12 protein-coding genes are annotated in these 14,782 nt (G+C 61.3%); 6 read left to right on the plus strand and 6 right to left on the minus strand.

Annotation, left to right across the window (positions count from 1 at the left end):
* Nucleotides 1-73: 73 nt before the first annotated feature.
* Nucleotides 74-991, plus strand: a complete 918-nt coding sequence (locus MOV76_RS03475) for a DMT family transporter (protein WP_047620660.1) — start codon at nt 74-76, stop codon at nt 989-991.
* 98 nt (nt 992-1,089) lie between these two features.
* Nucleotides 1,090-1,539, plus strand: coding sequence for a pyridoxamine 5'-phosphate oxidase family protein (locus MOV76_RS03480; protein WP_210069421.1), 450 nt, complete (start codon nt 1,090-1,092; stop codon nt 1,537-1,539).
* A 21-nt stretch (nt 1,540-1,560) separates the two neighbouring features.
* Here the strand turns inward: MOV76_RS03480 and MOV76_RS03485 are convergent, their stop codons facing one another.
* Nucleotides 1,561-2,805 (minus strand): DUF763 domain-containing protein, encoded by a 1,245-nt coding sequence (locus tag MOV76_RS03485; RefSeq protein ID WP_247263831.1) that lies wholly within the window; start codon nt 2,803-2,805, stop codon nt 1,561-1,563.
* 104 nt (nt 2,806-2,909) lie between these two features.
* Between MOV76_RS03485 and MOV76_RS03490 the strand changes: the two genes are divergently transcribed.
* Complete coding sequence (locus MOV76_RS03490) at nt 2,910-4,436, plus strand: phospholipase D-like domain-containing protein (RefSeq protein WP_130729606.1); 1,527 nt, start codon at nt 2,910-2,912, stop codon at nt 4,434-4,436.
* Here the strand turns inward: MOV76_RS03490 and MOV76_RS03495 are convergent.
* Nucleotides 4,383-5,345, minus strand: a complete 963-nt coding sequence (locus MOV76_RS03495; RefSeq protein WP_247263832.1) for a lysylphosphatidylglycerol synthase domain-containing protein — start codon at nt 5,343-5,345, stop codon at nt 4,383-4,385. The genes MOV76_RS03490 and MOV76_RS03495 overlap by 54 nt on opposite strands.
* A 122-nt stretch (nt 5,346-5,467) precedes the next feature.
* Here MOV76_RS03495 and MOV76_RS03500 point away from each other — a divergent pair, with 122 nt between their 5' ends.
* Complete coding sequence (locus tag MOV76_RS03500; RefSeq protein WP_210069431.1) at nt 5,468-6,196, plus strand: endonuclease/exonuclease/phosphatase family protein; 729 nt, start codon at nt 5,468-5,470, stop codon at nt 6,194-6,196.
* Nucleotides 6,197-6,219: 23 nt separating this feature from the next.
* On the opposite strand, the gene MOV76_RS03505 is transcribed toward MOV76_RS03500, so the two are convergent.
* The gene (locus tag MOV76_RS03505) at nt 6,220-6,726 is read right to left on the minus strand and encodes a hypothetical protein (protein WP_247263833.1); all 507 of its coding nucleotides are present in this window, start codon (nt 6,724-6,726) and stop codon (nt 6,220-6,222) included.
* Between the two features lie 424 nt (nt 6,727-7,150).
* On the opposite strand from MOV76_RS03505, the gene MOV76_RS03510 reads away from it, so the two are divergent.
* Nucleotides 7,151-9,658, plus strand: a complete 2,508-nt coding sequence (locus tag MOV76_RS03510; protein WP_247263834.1) for a methyl-accepting chemotaxis protein — start codon at nt 7,151-7,153, stop codon at nt 9,656-9,658.
* 47 nt (nt 9,659-9,705) lie between these two features.
* Here MOV76_RS03510 and MOV76_RS03515 read toward each other — a convergent pair whose 3' ends face one another.
* The 3 genes from MOV76_RS03515 to MOV76_RS03530 all read right to left on the minus strand — a co-directional run bounded on the left by MOV76_RS03515 (nt 9,706) and on the right by MOV76_RS03530 (nt 13,394).
* Complete coding sequence (locus MOV76_RS03515; RefSeq protein ID WP_247263835.1) at nt 9,706-10,842, minus strand: FAD-binding oxidoreductase; 1,137 nt, start codon at nt 10,840-10,842, stop codon at nt 9,706-9,708.
* A 95-nt stretch (nt 10,843-10,937) separates the two neighbouring features.
* Nucleotides 10,938-12,476 carry an amino acid ABC transporter permease/ATP-binding protein gene (locus tag MOV76_RS40005; protein WP_130729600.1) on the minus strand — a complete coding sequence of 513 codons (1,539 nt, stop codon included), beginning with the start codon at nt 12,474-12,476 and terminating at the stop codon, nt 10,938-10,940.
* 90 nt (nt 12,477-12,566) lie between these two features.
* Complete coding sequence (locus MOV76_RS03530; protein WP_018245873.1) at nt 12,567-13,394, minus strand: ABC transporter substrate-binding protein; 828 nt, start codon at nt 13,392-13,394, stop codon at nt 12,567-12,569.
* 182 nt (nt 13,395-13,576) lie between these two features.
* Here MOV76_RS03530 and MOV76_RS03535 point away from each other — a divergent pair, with 182 nt between their 5' ends.
* On the plus strand, nt 13,577-14,647 hold the full coding sequence (locus MOV76_RS03535; protein WP_247263836.1) for a LacI family DNA-binding transcriptional regulator: 1,071 nt from the start codon (nt 13,577-13,579) through the stop codon (nt 14,645-14,647).
* The last annotated feature ends 135 nt before the right edge of the window (nt 14,648-14,782 follow it).

Below are 14,782 nucleotides of genomic sequence, written 5' to 3' on the forward strand. Positions count from 1 at the left end.
TGACATCGGCAGTGTTAAGGCAGAAGCCGCAGTCGGCCGCGCATGCGCGGCCGTTTTTGCGAGGATGCCACAGATGAAGACCCAGACGGGTGTCGCCGACGCCGGAAACCTGATCATAACAGGCGTCGTGCTGATGCTGCTCGGCGATCTGCTCTTTGCACTGAACGATGCAATGGGCAAATGGCTGGTCGCGAGCTTTGCCGTCGGCCAGGTGCTGGTGATCCGCTCGGTCGGCGCTTTCATCGTGCTCGGACCAATGATCCTCCGGCAAGGGCCGATGGCCCTGTTTCGCGTCGAGCAGAAAGGCCTCCAGTTCATACGTGTTTTGATGGCGACTTGCGATGTCGCGCTGTTTTATGCTGCCGTCGCCTATCTGCCGCTCGCAGATGTGATGACCTTCTATATGGCGGGACCGATCTATATCGCGGCGCTCTCGCATTTCTTTCTCGGAGAAAAGATCGGTTGGCGCCGTTGGCTGGCTGTTCTGATCGGCTTTGCAGGCGTCGTCATCGCGCTGCGTCCATCCACGGCGATGCTGTCGCTTCCATCGCTCTTCGGTCTTGTGGGCAGCTTTGCCTTTGCGCTGTCTCTGGTGATGAGCCGCTATCTGCGCTCGACCAGCGATACCACTCTGGTGACATGGCAGACGATTGCGGCCCTCGCGATCGGTATCGTCTTGAGCATTGGCCACTGGCAGCCGGCAACGCTCGTCGATTGGTCCGGCATGCTGCTGCTCGGGATCGTCGCCTCCTGCGCGCATCTGCTCATCACGCGCTCGCTGAAGCTCGCACCGGCATCGCTGCTCGCGCCGCTTCAATATACGCTGCTGCTCTGGGCAATCGTCCTCGGCTACCTCTTCTTCAACGATGTTCCCGATATGCAGATCATCATCGGTGCCGCGATCATCGTCGTTGCAGGACTGTTCATCTTCCACCGAAAGAATCTGAAAGAGACGGTTCCGGCTGAAGCCGTCCCGCCCGACGGCCATTGAAGCTATAGCGCTGCGTATCCTTAGCTTCCGTGGACTTTCCACGGAACAATCTGGACGCTTGCACGCTACTCCCGAGCATTCAAACATGGGAGATTTCAATGGCATCCATGACCCTCGAAGACCTATCCTCGCAACTGAAGAAGATCGATTTCTGCATGCTGTCGACGAACGCCGGGTCGGGCCGCATCTCGGCCCGACCGATGAGCAACAACGGCGACGTCGAATATGATGGGGATTCCTGGTTCTTTTCCTATGAAGACAGCAGAAAAATCACGGAGATCGAAGGCGTCGACACCGTCTCGCTGACGTTCACGGCGCCTCCCAGCCTCCTCGGCAAGCCGGGGATTTTCATTGCTGTCGAGGGCGTCGCGTCGCTGGTACGGGATAAGGCGGCACTCGAAGAACATTGGATCCCCGATCTCGAGCGGTGGTTTCCTGACGGAGTGGACACTCGCGGGATCGTTCTCATCAAGGTTTCAGCGTCCTCCATCCGGTACTGGGATGGTGAGGAAAACGGCGAAGTCGTCCTGCCTGGCTCAGCAAGTTAAGGTAATGGCATAAAGGCTGCCCTACTCCGCTGGCGGCTCCTCCCAGCCAAAGACGCTCCGGCCGCCGAAATCGGCGGATTGGCGAAATTCGCCGGCGATGATTTCCTTGAGGTCGGGACCCGTCACATAGCGTTCCAGCTGCCTGGATTGGTCGTCCAGGCGCTTGAGCGCCTGCAACTCCTCCTCGCGTCCCAGCCTGCCCTTCTGCACCGCCGATTTCATCACGGCGATCGTCTCGTCATAAACTTTGAGCGGGACCGGAAAAGGATGGCGATCCTTGCCGCCATGGGCGATCGAGAAGCGCGCCGGATCGGAAAATCGGCAGGGCGCACCGTGCACGACTTCCGCCACCATTGCCAGAGCGTTCACCGTGCGGGCACCGACGCCGGGGACGAGCAGCAACTCTTGGAAATCCGCTGGCCCGCGGTCTGCCGCGGCGGCCAGATTTCCGTGCAGGCGCCGCATGTTGACGTCACTCTCGCGGACATCGTGATGGGCAGGCATGATCAGGTGCGGCAGCATCGGCTGTTCGGCGGGTTCGTGCGCCGGCGCTTCGACACGCAGCAGTGCGGCGGCTTCACGGATGATTCTGTCGGGACCGAGGGTCGCCAGCAGATCGAGCTGACCGCGCCGCGAGCGTTCGGCGCGCCTGTCGGCAAGATTGACGATCTCGCCCTGGCTCCGTCCCTCAATTGCCGCATGCGGCGAGTCGACGAAGCTCTCCAGCCCTTCGGACAGCCAGTGATACCGCCGGGCCTGACGCTTGTCGCCGTTCATGCCTTGCTGAACAACCACCCAATGGCCGTCATCGGCGACGATGAACCCGTGCAGATAGAGGTCGAACCCGTCCTGAAGGGCGGCGCTGTCGACCTTGGCGATGAGACGGCTCGTGGTCGCGAGCCCCTCCCCGTCGAGGCCGACACGCTCGCCGATCGAGACGAGCTCCTGCGGCGTCTTGCGAGAATGCGCGCCACGACCACCGCAGACATGCAGGCCGAGCTCGCCGGCGCGCGGCTTCAGCCCGCGCTTCAGCGCGCCGAGAACGCTGGTCGTGATGCCGGAAGAATGCCAGTCCATGCCCATGACCGCGCCGAAGGACTGGAACCAGAAGGGATGCGCGAGCCTGCGCAGGAATTCGTCGCGGCCATAGTGATGGACGATCGCCTCAGTGATCAGTGTTCCCAACCGCGTCATCCGGTCGCCCAGCCAATGCGGCACGCGTCCCCCGTGAAGGGGAAGATCGGCGCTGCCTGCTCGTTGTGACATCTCGTTTCCTTGCATTCTGCATCGCAGGCGGCCGTCGTCTGACGCCATCGGGGAACCCAGGCAAATTCCGGGCGTTTGTGCTCCAGTTAGAGGCCGAGGCAATCATGACGACATTCGAAACCATCTTCAATAACCCGAGCTTGCCCCAGACAAAATCACAACGGCCGGGCGACCGCCAAGAACAGGAGGGCAGCGCCTTGCGCCTGAAAGGGAGTGCTGCCAAGGCGGCCTTCCTGATCAACGGCAACAGCTATTTCGCCGAGCTGGCGCGCACGTTGCGGCAGGCGCGGCGCACCATCTGGATCGTCGGGTGGGATTTCAATCCGAACATCCGGTTGGAACCCGAGAAGTCCGACGAAACGCTGGCCGACCTGTTGCATGCCCTGGCAGCGGTAAATCCGGAGCTCGAAATACGCATCCTCATCTGGGCGCTCGGCCCCGTCTATTCTGACAAGTCCCTGCGGGTGCTGCGGAAGAAAAACTTTCCCAGAAATGCGCGGATCGATTTACGCTTCGAGCCTCAGCCAACATTGCGCGGTTGTCACCATCAGAAACTCGTCTGTATCGACGATGCCGTCGCCTTCATCGGCGGCATAGACCTGACGTCGCGCCGGTGGGACACCTGGCTCCACCGCGCCAAGGATAAATTGCGACGTGACCCCAAGGGCGTTTCCTACGATCCGCTGCATGACGTTCAGGCAATGGTCACCGGCGACGCCGCAAGACTGATCGGCGATATCGTCAGGCAGCGCTGGGAAAACGCTACCGGCGAAAACCACCTGTCGTTGGCCGAAGACGTCCCTTTCGCCTGGCCGGAGGATCTCGCCGTTTCGATGAGGGAGATCGCGGTCAGCTTCGCGCTGACGGAGCCGTCGACCGCACTTCACCCCGGCATCAGCGACGGCATCGCCATGACATTGGACGTCATCGCCCGGGTTCGGCGGCAGCTTTACATCGAGGCGCAATATCTCGCCTCCTTCCGCGTCGCCGACGCCATTGCCGCGCGACTGCAGGAGGAAGACGGGCCTGAAGTCGTCATCATCTGCACGCGCAGCTCTCACGGGCTGATCGAAAAGCTTGTCATGGGCGGCAATCGCGACCGGGTCATTCGCCGCCTGAAACGCGCCGATCGTGCGGACCGCCTGCGCGTCTATTATGCCGTCGTGCCCGGGCCAATCGTACCCGAGCCAGTCACGCCCGGAGAGAATGGCGAGGTCGAGGTGCTCGTCCATTCCAAACTGATGATCGCAGATGACGAGCTGGTCCGCATCGGCTCCTCCAACCTCAACAATCGCTCGGAAGGACTGGATTGCGAATGCGACATGCTGTTCGAGGCCGGTAACAACGAGCATCGCCGCGCGATCGCGGATCTGCGCAATCGCCTGCTTTCGGAATATCTCGGAACCACCCCGGAAAGCTTTGCCGCAGCCTTTATGCAAAGCGGCTCGTTGATCGAGGCGGTCGACGCGCTCAATGACGGACCTCGGGGCTTGCGGGAATTCACCGTCGAGCTGCCGGGCAGCACTTCGCCGATTTCAGGCACCGCGCTCTTCGACCCGGTTCGACCCTTCGCCCCTCTAGACCGACTGGGCCTCGGCGCGCTCGTCCGCCTCCTCATCCGCCCCGCGTGATCTCCAGCGGAAGATCACCTCGCTGATGACGAGAAGCGTTGTGCCGAGCACCAGCGGAATGAAGAAATAGGCACAGCGGAAGGCAATCAGCGCGCCGATCGAGGCCTCCTTCGGCACGGCATAGGAGACGGTTGCCTCGAGGACGCCCAGACCGCCCGGAACATGCGTTGCGAGAATAGCCGAATTGGCGAGGACGTAAGCCGTCACCGACCTGAAGAAGGCGACGTCGCCTAAGGCAGAGAGCATCTGGTGCAGACAGGCGGACACGAGCATGAAGTTGACCGTCCCGACCCCGACCTGCGCGACCGCGATCGAAAATCGCGGCAGCTGAAACGACCAGCGCCACAGCCGCAATGTGCCGCGGATGAAGAACGCCAGGCCCGCATAGACGACCGGCACAACCAGCGCCAGCGCACCGAAGATGCGGACGCTTGCCGGATCGATGCGCAGCAGGCGTCCGGCATCGCCGGGATTGACGATCATCGCAAGACCACCCAGCGTGATCAGCCCGAGCCCCACCGTGACACCGCAAAACAGGATGATCTTCGTCACGTCCTCCGCCGTCAGTCCCCAGCGCGAATAGAAACGATAACGGAAGGCGCCGCTGCTCAGCCCGGCAAAGCCGATATTGTGGCCGAGCGAGAGGCTGATGAATGAAGCCAGCGCAATCCTGGAATAAGGCAAGGATTTGCCGAGCGAGCGGATCGCCAGGAGATCGAAACAGCCGAGGCACAGATAGGATGCCGCCGCGAAAAGCAGTGCTGTGCAAAAGGTCGAAAGAGGTATGCTGCGGACCGATTGGACGATCTCTCCCAGACTATACTGCTCGAAGATCCGATAGAGGAGAAAGACCGCGAGACAAAGGGCGGCAACGAGCAGTCCATTCCATATTATGCTTTTCAAGCTCATCGATTGTCCATTTCCGAGATGCGAGCGCCACGGCTCGATCATCTGGAACGATCAAACGAGTTCCGTGTTCCCACGGGGAACAAGTTCTATGTTCCCCGGGGGAACGAGCTTTCAGCGGGCCTATGCCGGATAGATCAATCAGACTCCTGACCTATAACGTCCACAGTTGCATCGGCAGTGACCGGAAGCTCGATCCCGGCCGCATCGCTTCCGTCATCGCTGAAGCTGAGGCCGATATCGTCGCGCTTCAGGAGGTCGATGTCCTCAGGCGCAGGACCGGCGGCGTCGACCAGGCCCACGCGATCGCCTCGCTTCTGAAGATGCAGGCGCATTTCCATCCGGCCCTGTCGATTGCAGAGGAGCAGTATGGCGATGCGATCATCACCTCGCTGCCGACAGGCGCGGTCAAGGCCGGCCCGCTGCCGTCCATCGGCGAACAGCGGGGCGCCTTATCCGTCGAAATACTGGTCGGCGACAGAAAACTGCTGGTCATCAACACCCATCTCGGCCTTCGCGGCCGCGAGCGCATCCGGCAGATGACGACGCTGCTGAACTCGGGCTGGCTGCGCGGCACGGCGGACGAGCCTCTTCCCACCATTCTCTGCGGCGATTTCAACGCCATTCCGTCATCAGCGACTTACCGACTTGCCACGCGGTCATTGAAGGACGCCCAGCTCGCAGGCAACGCCGCGCCGAGAGCGACCTTTCCCTCCCGTTACCCGCTGATGCGCCTCGACCACATCTTCGTCAGCGACGATCTCATCGTCAAGCAAGCGGCGGTCCTGCAAAACCGCCTGACAAGGGTTGCCTCTGACCACCTCCCTCTGTTTGCCGAAATCGGTTTCGCCTGATCAGTCATCGCTGCTGACGATTTTCACCTGGCGAACTTCCGGTTCATCGCCGCCGCCACCAACGGCAACGCCGTCGTCGCCACCGCACCCAGAGGCAGTCGCCTGATGCCCCTCGTGACGACGAAGGTCGCCGCCATTGCGGCTGCCAGCTTGAGCCAGGGCTGATTGCCGAGCTGCGCATGAGCGCTTGCATCGGCCCATCGGACGTTCTCTGTAACGACGGTCGCGGCCTGTTGTTGGATCACGTGAAGGCGAGCGCGAAGGTTTTCTATCTCTTCTCTCAGTTCTCGCAGCCGGCCTTCGAGGGCATGACCATCGGAGACCAGGAGAGGTTCCTCGACGGTGCCTTCAACCGGGGCATGACCACCGAGCGTGGCAATATACGCCCGATACTCGGCCTCGCTGGCAAAACCCTCGCGTCTGATGAGATCAGGGTTGATGTTCGCCTCTTCGAAGGAGGCCGGTGTGGTTTCCACACCGTCGCGCACACCCTTGTCTGTGCCGATGTCCCCGCGTTCGTCCTTGAACATGATGCGTCTCCAGTTGTTCCTGGCGATAGAACGCCCGACGGCTCAGAAGGATGCATCGGCTGCCCGCCCTCGGGCTGGACAAAATGCTGGTTTCGGCGAATATTGAAACGAATATTTCACGAGTCGTGCAGTATGAAATAATTATTCCACTGATGCGTCATGCGTCCGGCAGGGATTATGTGCAGAGCCGGTTCGAGGGGACTGGTATCTTCACCCGAGATTGATTGTTCTGCTTCAAGCCATTTCCTTCCGACGGATATAGGAATTTCGGAAGGTCAAGAGGAAGGGGCGAGCAGCCGTTGGTTGCGAGCAAACCCGTGGCTGCCGCCTCAGGCGGAAGGAGGATTTCACTCGAAGGGAGGCGATCTGCAACAGCCCTGCGCCAAGGCGCCGCAACGAGACGCTGTGAGCCGAGGAGGGACTCATGTTGGGAAGGCTGTTGTCACGTGTTCGCATCCAGACGCAGGTGATGGTGTTCATCGTTCCCTTCGTCTTCAGCATCATGGCCGTGGGCGCGACCGGTTTTTATGCGTCGAGCTTGCTTCAGGGGCGGATGGATATTTCCAATTCCGTTCTGCAGTCGCTGAGCGGATTTCGCGATTTGTCGGCCGCGATGGGCGAATTCCTCGCCAATGCCACGCAAGAAAACCGCGATGTTGTCACCCGCAAACTTGCCGATCAGCGCGTTCTTCTGAAATCCGGCATCGATAGGCTCACCGCGGATCGCAGCGGTCAGCAGGAGTTGGAGCAAGCGCTGTCTTCCATCGACGGAATTTCGGCCCGCATGGATACACTGTGGCAACTTCAGGAAACTCGGTCGGCGCTCTTTACCGATCTCCAGAAGGCGCAGAGCATCGTCGTGTCGTCCCAGACGGATATCGTTGAAGGCTCCAAGGTCCTCCAGCGCGCCGCCGACATGGAGGAAGATGAAGCCCGCAATACACTGGGCGATGCACAGCGCATTTCGGACTTCGCCTCCTTCGCCCAATCGCTAAACGACAAGGCTCAAGCCGCCGCCCCTATCGGCGGCCCCGATATGGAGGAACTCGCCCGGCAGCAGCGCATCGTGGGAATGGCGCTTGGCGGCGAGGCACCGGAAGCCAAAAAGGCGATTGACGATGCCATTGCTTCGTTGAAGCCGCTTGTCGAAGCCTCCAGCCAGACCGAGGAGCGTACAGCCGGTCTCAGGAATGCGACGAGCCATATCGTCGGCAGGCTGCCCGAATTGCAGGAGGTCGCCTCACGGCGCGTGAAGGCGGTAACGGATAAGGCGGCCGAGACCGCCAAAACGGTCGAGCGCGCCAAAACCAGCCAGAGAGACGGCCAGAAACTCACCACCTCGGCTTACGTGATTCAGATCGTTATGGCGAAACTGACCTTGGCGCCGACGGACGCCAATCTCCAGCGGCTTTCGCAGGAAATCGCGGCTGTCAGAAAGGGCCTGGACACGCTGATTTCCAATGCCGGCGGTGTCGCGCAGTTCGATAATCTCAAAGCCAAGCTTCTGCCGGCGCTGGACAAAATGCAGAAGGCTGCCACCGACCTCGTTCGCATCAGCGCGCAGCGCCAGGACGAATTCCATTTGGCCGCGGCCGACGTGGACCGGATGTGGTCTCAGTTGACGGCATTCGCCGAAATGCAGCGGCAGAATGCTGCTGAGGAACGCGCGGATGCTAATTCGATGTCCCTGGGAACGACGATCCTCGGCGTGGTGATCGCAATCCTCGCAGGCGTCGGGCTGACCGTTACGCTCAAGGGGCCGATCAATCAGATCACCTCGGCTATGAGGCGGCTGGCGGACGGCAAACTCGAAACATCCATCGTCGGTGACAGCCGAGCCGATGAAATCGGCGATATGGCCCGCGCCCTGGGCGTATTCAAGAATAATGCCATCGCCAAAGTCGAGATCGAGGAGCGTAGCGAGGTCGAGCGATCGAGGGCCGAGGAGGAGCGGCATCGCAATGATGAAGAAAAACGCACGGTCGAAGAGCAGATAGACTTCGCGGTTACGGCGCTGGCGGAAGGTCTCGGACGTCTGGCACGGGGCGACATTTCTCAGACGATCGCAACCCCCTTCTTCGGCCGATTGGAGCAGCTTCGTAACGATTTCAACTCGTCGCTCCTCCGGCTGCAAGAAACGATCGACCAGATCCGCACCAACACCCGGATGATCGAAGGGAACGCCGGTCAGATGGATCTTGCCGCAAACGATCTTGCGCGGCGCACCGAACAACAGGCCGTCGCACTCGAAGAGATAGCCGCAGCTATCGAAGAGATCACTACTACGGTTCGTTCGTCGGCGGCCTGCGCCGATGATGCCCACCAGATCATCACGGACACCAAACAGGTGGCCGATTCGTCATCCCAGGTCGTTGCAAGCGCCATCGACGCGATGGGCAAGATCGAAGCGGCATCCGACGAGATCGTCCAAATCATCGGCGTCATCGATGAAATCGCGTTCCAAACGAACCTACTTGCCCTGAACGCCGGCATCGAAGCGGCCCGCGCCGGCGAGGCCGGAAAAGGCTTTGCGGTCGTGGCCCAGGAAGTGCGCGATCTGGCTCAACGCTCCGCGGAGGCCGGCCAAAGGATCAAACAGCTCATCGGACGTTCGCAGACGGAGATTACCAACGGAGCGCGTGTCGTCCGCGAGACGAGCGAAGTCCTCGAAAGTATTTCGGCGAAAGTGGTCACCGCCTCCGAGCAGATGGACGTGATCGCTCGCTCGAGCAGAGAGCAGTACAACGCCCTCCATGAAGTGAATTCTTCCGTCAACAGGATGGACCAGATGACGCAGCAGAATGCTGCCATGGTCGAGGAAACCAGCGCGGCGACGAAGGAACTTGCCGACGAGACGAGGATACTCCTCCAGTTGATCGATCAGTTCCAATTGGAGCAAACGGGGGCGCTTCGTCGAACCGCCGCGGCATAGAACGGTCATCCGCTTGGCGAGCGGCTCAAGTTTCCGCATCGCGACCTTCACCGTCGCGACGCGCTGAAACGCTCCGGCCGAAAGTCCGCCAGCAGTGGATGGCGGCGTCCAGTAATGATCTCATCCGCCAGCAGTTCGCCGGCAATCAGGCCGAGGGTGGCACCGCTATGGCTGAAGGCAACGAAATAACCAGGGATTGACGGCAACTCGCCGAAGACCGGCTCACCATCGCCCGGAATGGGCTTCGGGCCGACCCCATAATCTTCGATCTCCAGTTGCGGATTGCCTTCGAGAACCCTTGAGGCCTCGCGCAGCAGCCCCTCCAGCGTCGATTGCCTGACTTCGTAGCTGCCATCGGGTTTCACGCTCACTTCTTCCTCGGACCAGGCGGAATCGAGCGCGAAGCCGCCGCTGGGCGTCGGACGGATGGCAATGCGAGGTGTGTTGAGCACAGCCTTCAGCGGATGGCGGATTGCCTTGGTCCGGACGAGAAGGGCGACAGGCGTTGCATCGCCGATATGCTGGCCGACCTCAGCCACGATCGCGGGAACGTCACCGCCCGCAGCAAGCAGAACGGCATCCGCATCGCGGCGCATGCCGTCGGCCGTGATCACGCCACGGGCACGCCCGCCTTCGATATCGACCGTCGCGCGACCGGCGTCCGTGACGATCTCGCCGCCCAGCGTGCGGAATTCTTCCGTAAGCGTGCCGATCAAGGACGGAAGATCGACCCAGCCCTCCCCGGGATTGAAGATCGCGCCTTGCTGCGTCACGGCGCTTGCGTCGACACCCGGCGTCGTCGCGGCAATCCTTGCCGGGGCGAGCCATAGCGCGTGATAGCCGAGATCGCGCTCATAGTCGAAGATCTCGGCGATCTCGTTGCTACCATCGTCCGCATCCCAGGTCAGGCCGCCGTCGAAGCGCAGCCACGGCGCATTGGGATATCGGGCGGCCAGCGTGCGATACCGATCTATGCCGGCCAGACGCAGCCGGTGATAGGCATCGGCGCGTTTACGCGCCGAGTTGAGCCAGGCAAGCGAACGGCCGGAGGCGCCGTTGGCAAGCGGACCGTCGTTAATGAGCACGGTGCGGACCCCGAGCCGCGCCAGATGGACTGATGTCGAGACGCCAAAGATCCCGCCACCGATGACGACGACCTTCAAGGGTTTGGTGGAAGCATTCATGTCGATAACCTTGTGTTCTGCTCTTGCTACATCGGGTGAAATCCGGCGCAGCCGGTGTGAGGACGACCGGGGCACCATGCGTTGCCTCGGGCGCTTCAGAGAACTTCCGCAAGGAAGCGCTTCAGCCGCTCGCTTCGGGGATTGTCGAAGATCTGCTTCGGGCAGCCGGCCTCGACGATGCGGCCCTCATCCATGAAGACGACCTGGTCGGCCACCCTGCGCGCAAATCCCATCTCATGCGTCACCACGGCCATCGTCATGCCCTGGCGGCCGAGGGCGGCCATCAGGTCGAGCACTCCCTTCACCAGTTCGGGATCGAGCGCACTCGTCACTTCGTCAAACAGCATGACCTCCGGATCCATGGCCAGCGCGCGTGCGATGGCGACGCGCTGTTGTTGCCCACCCGACAGACCTGCGGGCCGATGATCCTTACGCCCTGCAAGACCGACATCGGCCAGACGTGCCTCGGCGATGCGCCGCGCCTCCTGCCTCGGCATCTTCTTGATCTTGGTCAGCGAAAGCATGACGTTCTCGAGTGCCGTGTGGTCGGGAAACAGGTTGAAGTGCTGGAACACCATCCCCACCCGCCGGCGCAGCCTCTCCGGCTTCATCGCCAGGATGCTCTCGCCATCGAGCAGGATGTCACCACCCTTCGGTTCGACAAGCCTGTTCATGCAGCGCAGCAGCGTCGATTTGCCCGAGCCGGAAGGGCCGATGATGCAGGTGACGGTACCGGCGGCGACGTCGAGATCGACCCCCTTCAGCACGTCGAGATCGCCATAGGCCATGGTGAGGTCCCGGATGTTCAGGGCGCCGCCTTTGAAGCGCGGCGTACTCTCCTCCGCCGCCTTGACTGTGGGACCTGGGCCGGCGGCGGCCTGCAACTCGCTCACCTCGATCAATCCGCTCGCAGCACCCGAGCCGCGACCTTGTTTTCCGAGCCGCAGTCTCGCATCGATATAATTGACGAAGTGGGTCAGCGGCACCGTGATGACGAGGTAAAAGACGCCCGCCAGCAACAAGGGCGAAAGATTGCCCGTGACGACAGCCTGATCCTGCCCGACACGGAATATCTCCCGCTCGGAGGCGAGCAATCCCAGGAAGTAGACAAGGCTGGAATCCTTGACGTTTCCGATGAATTGATTGACCAGCGCCGGCAGAACGCGCCTGATGCCTTGCGGGATGACGATCAGGCGCATGCCCTGCCCGTGGCTCATGCTGAGCGCCCGGCAGGCTTCCATCTGGCCGCGCTCGACGCTTTGAATGCCCGATCGGAAGATTTCGCCGATATAGGCTCCGGCAATCAGGCTGAGCGCCAGGATGCCGAGCGGAAATGGCGATGGACCGAAGATCTCACGCCCGATCCGGGCAAAACCCTGGCCGATGATCAGGATCGTGACGATCGCCGGCAGCCCGCGGAAAACATCGGTGTAGATGCGTGCTGGCAGCCGCAGCCAGCGTGACTGCGAGATGCCCATCACGGCGAGAGTCATGCCGATGACGACACCGAGTACGGTCGAGGCGGCGGCCAGGATCAGCGTATTCTTCAGGCCGACGCTGATCATGCTCGGCAGAACTTCCGCCATGGCATCCCAGTCCAGGAAGCTGCGGCGCAGATTTTCAAGCCAGTTCATTCAGATCCCCATGAATTCGTGCCCGGCGCAGACGCCGCCGTCCGGCAGAGCCTTGGTAAGCCGCCCGCCATGAGCGGGCGGCTTGCGGCGTCACTTCTTGGGAAGATACTGTTCCGGCATCGGTGAGCCGGGGAACCATTTTTCATAAAGGGTCTTCCAGGTACCGTCCTGCATCGCATCGTGAAGCGCGCCGTCCAGCGCCGTGCGAAAGGCATCATTTCCCTTTCGGACCACGAAGCCAGCAGGCGCATCGAAGGACGGGATATTCACGGCAACCTTCAGAGCGGGATAGCGCTCGCCATATTGCTTGGCGGCCTCGTAGTCGAGAAAATGCGCATCGACCGTTCCGTTGTTGAGCGCGGCCACGGCAGAATTGTTGTCGGGGAATTTCACCAGATCAGTCCCCCCGAAATTCTTGGCTGCATAGACTTCCTGCAAGGTCCCCTGCACGACGCCGAGACGCTTGCCCTTGAGGCCATCGGCATCCTTGATACCGGCATCCGGGGTCAGGACGGAGAGATAACCGGCAAGATAGCCGTCGGAAAAATCGACAGTCTTCTTGCGGGCTTCGGTTGTCCCGATCGCCGCAACGGCAACGTCGAACCTTTCGTTTGCGACCGACGGCAGGAGTGCTGAAAATTCCTGGCCCGTGAACGTCACCTTGTCTTTTTGAAAGCCGAGGCGGGAGACGACGTTGAGAAACAGCTCGATATCGAAACCGGTGAACTGGCCGTCCGCCGTCGCAAACGTATAGGGCTTGGAATCGCCCATCGTGCCGACGCTGATCACCCCGGGCTCGATCAGGTTATAGGGATTGTCGGCGGCGGCCGCAGAGCCTGCGCCCATCGCAAGAAGGCATGTCAAAAGGCCGGCCCGCAATGGGGCGAGGGTGGCCACGAATGATTCAAAAGGCTTCATGTTCGTTCTCCGCTCTGAAAGGAATGCTCTTGTCGGCATCGTCGGGTCGCCCTGCCCCACCGCGCATTGCGATAGAGCTTTATGGACAAGATACCGGTCTCCTGTATAAAGAGACCGGTCTCACAACATATTTGATATCCGTCAATTGACCGGTCGTCAACAACTCTTGTAGTCCTCGGCTCATGGAAGATTCCGCTCATTCGAAACGTGCAGTTACGGTCGCCGACGTCGCGAAGGCCGCAAAGGTCTCGAAGGCGACGGCCGCCCGTGTGCTCGGCGGCTACGGCGTGGTCAGCGCCAAGATCACAGATCAGGTCATGGCGGCGGCCGCCACCCTCGAATACCGCCCGAACGAGCTCGCCCGGAGCATGAGCACCGGAAGGTCCGGCATCATCGGGGTCGTGGTCGGCGATATCGAGAACGCTTTCTTCAGTCTGGCGGTACGCGGCATCAGCGACGCGGCCCGTCTTGCTGGATTCAACGTCATCATCGCGAATTCGGGCGAAGAGCTCGATGCGGAAAAATCGGCCGTCGACCTCCTGATCGGCAAACGTGTCGATGGCCTGATCGTCACGCCAGCCCGCTGCGACAGCATCGAACATCTGCAGCACGTCCGCCGCGCCGGCGTGCCGCTGGTCCTGTTCGACCGGGCTATCCCGGAACTCGATGTCGACGCCGTGACCGGCGACGACCGGGATGCGGCCATCACCGCGACCCGCTATCTGATCGCGCAAGGACATCGCCGCCTCGCCTACGTCTCTGCCATGGATGCCGAGGATGGTGGGCTCGCCGATATCGGGCGCATCTCGAATTCCGCCGTCCGCGAACGCGTGGAGGGTTTTGTCAGCGTCCTGACCGAGGCGGGTTTGCCGAACCCTCTTCATTATATCAGGCTCGGCGCCACGAACCAGCAACAGACGGACAGCGTGATCAAACGCCTGCTCTCGGAGGGATCGCCGCCAACGGCACTGCTGGCTTCAGACAGCCTCGTCGGCTTGCGCATCTTCAAGTCGGTGCAGTCGCTTGGCCTGTCGATCCCCAAGGACGTCTCGATGATTTCGTTTCTCGACGCCGACTGGACCAGCGTTACCGTTCCGCCGATCACCATCGTCGACCAACGCGTCTATGAGATGGGCAAGCTCGCCGGCGAGCGGCTCATCGCCCGTATCGAACGCGCCCCGCTTGCCGTCGAACGCCTGCGCGTCAGCACGAGCCTCGTCGTGCGCGGCTCCGTCGCAACTATCGACCGGTGAGAACTATGGAGTTGGCCATACCTGCATCGCTTGCGAAGGAGCGAGTAGTACGGCATTGCGATTGGTCACGAATGCCCATGGCCGCCGATTTGATATTACATGGGGTTGCTGTTGTCTTTGCCTGAGCAACGTTAT

It is taken from the genome of Rhizobium sp. PRIMUS64, from assembly GCF_023006465.1.
GTDB classification, from domain to species: domain Bacteria; phylum Pseudomonadota; class Alphaproteobacteria; order Rhizobiales; family Rhizobiaceae; genus Rhizobium; species Rhizobium leguminosarum.

Coding starts and splice junctions, on each gene's coding strand:
- MOV76_RS40005 (WP_130729600.1), bottom strand. CDS start 12,476: ATGAACTGGCTTGAAAATCTGCGCCGCAGCTTCCTGGACTGGGATGCC.
- MOV76_RS03535 (WP_247263836.1), top strand. CDS start 13,577: ATGGAAGATTCCGCTCATTCGAAACGTGCAGTTACGGTCGCCGACGTC.
- MOV76_RS03510 (WP_247263834.1), top strand. CDS start 7,151: ATGTTGGGAAGGCTGTTGTCACGTGTTCGCATCCAGACGCAGGTGATG.
- MOV76_RS03490 (WP_130729606.1), top strand. CDS start 2,910: ATGACGACATTCGAAACCATCTTCAATAACCCGAGCTTGCCCCAGACA.
- MOV76_RS03515 (WP_247263835.1), bottom strand. CDS start 10,842: ATGAATGCTTCCACCAAACCCTTGAAGGTCGTCGTCATCGGTGGCGGG.
- MOV76_RS03480 (WP_210069421.1), top strand. CDS start 1,090: ATGGCATCCATGACCCTCGAAGACCTATCCTCGCAACTGAAGAAGATC.
- MOV76_RS03530 (WP_018245873.1), bottom strand. CDS start 13,394: ATGAAGCCTTTTGAATCATTCGTGGCCACCCTCGCCCCATTGCGGGCC.
- MOV76_RS03505 (WP_247263833.1), bottom strand. CDS start 6,726: ATGTTCAAGGACGAACGCGGGGACATCGGCACAGACAAGGGTGTGCGC.
- MOV76_RS03485 (WP_247263831.1), bottom strand. CDS start 2,805: ATGTCACAACGAGCAGGCAGCGCCGATCTTCCCCTTCACGGGGGACGC.
- MOV76_RS03495 (WP_247263832.1), bottom strand. CDS start 5,345: ATGAGCTTGAAAAGCATAATATGGAATGGACTGCTCGTTGCCGCCCTT.
- MOV76_RS03500 (WP_210069431.1), top strand. CDS start 5,468: ATGCCGGATAGATCAATCAGACTCCTGACCTATAACGTCCACAGTTGC.
- MOV76_RS03475 (WP_047620660.1), top strand. CDS start 74: ATGAAGACCCAGACGGGTGTCGCCGACGCCGGAAACCTGATCATAACA.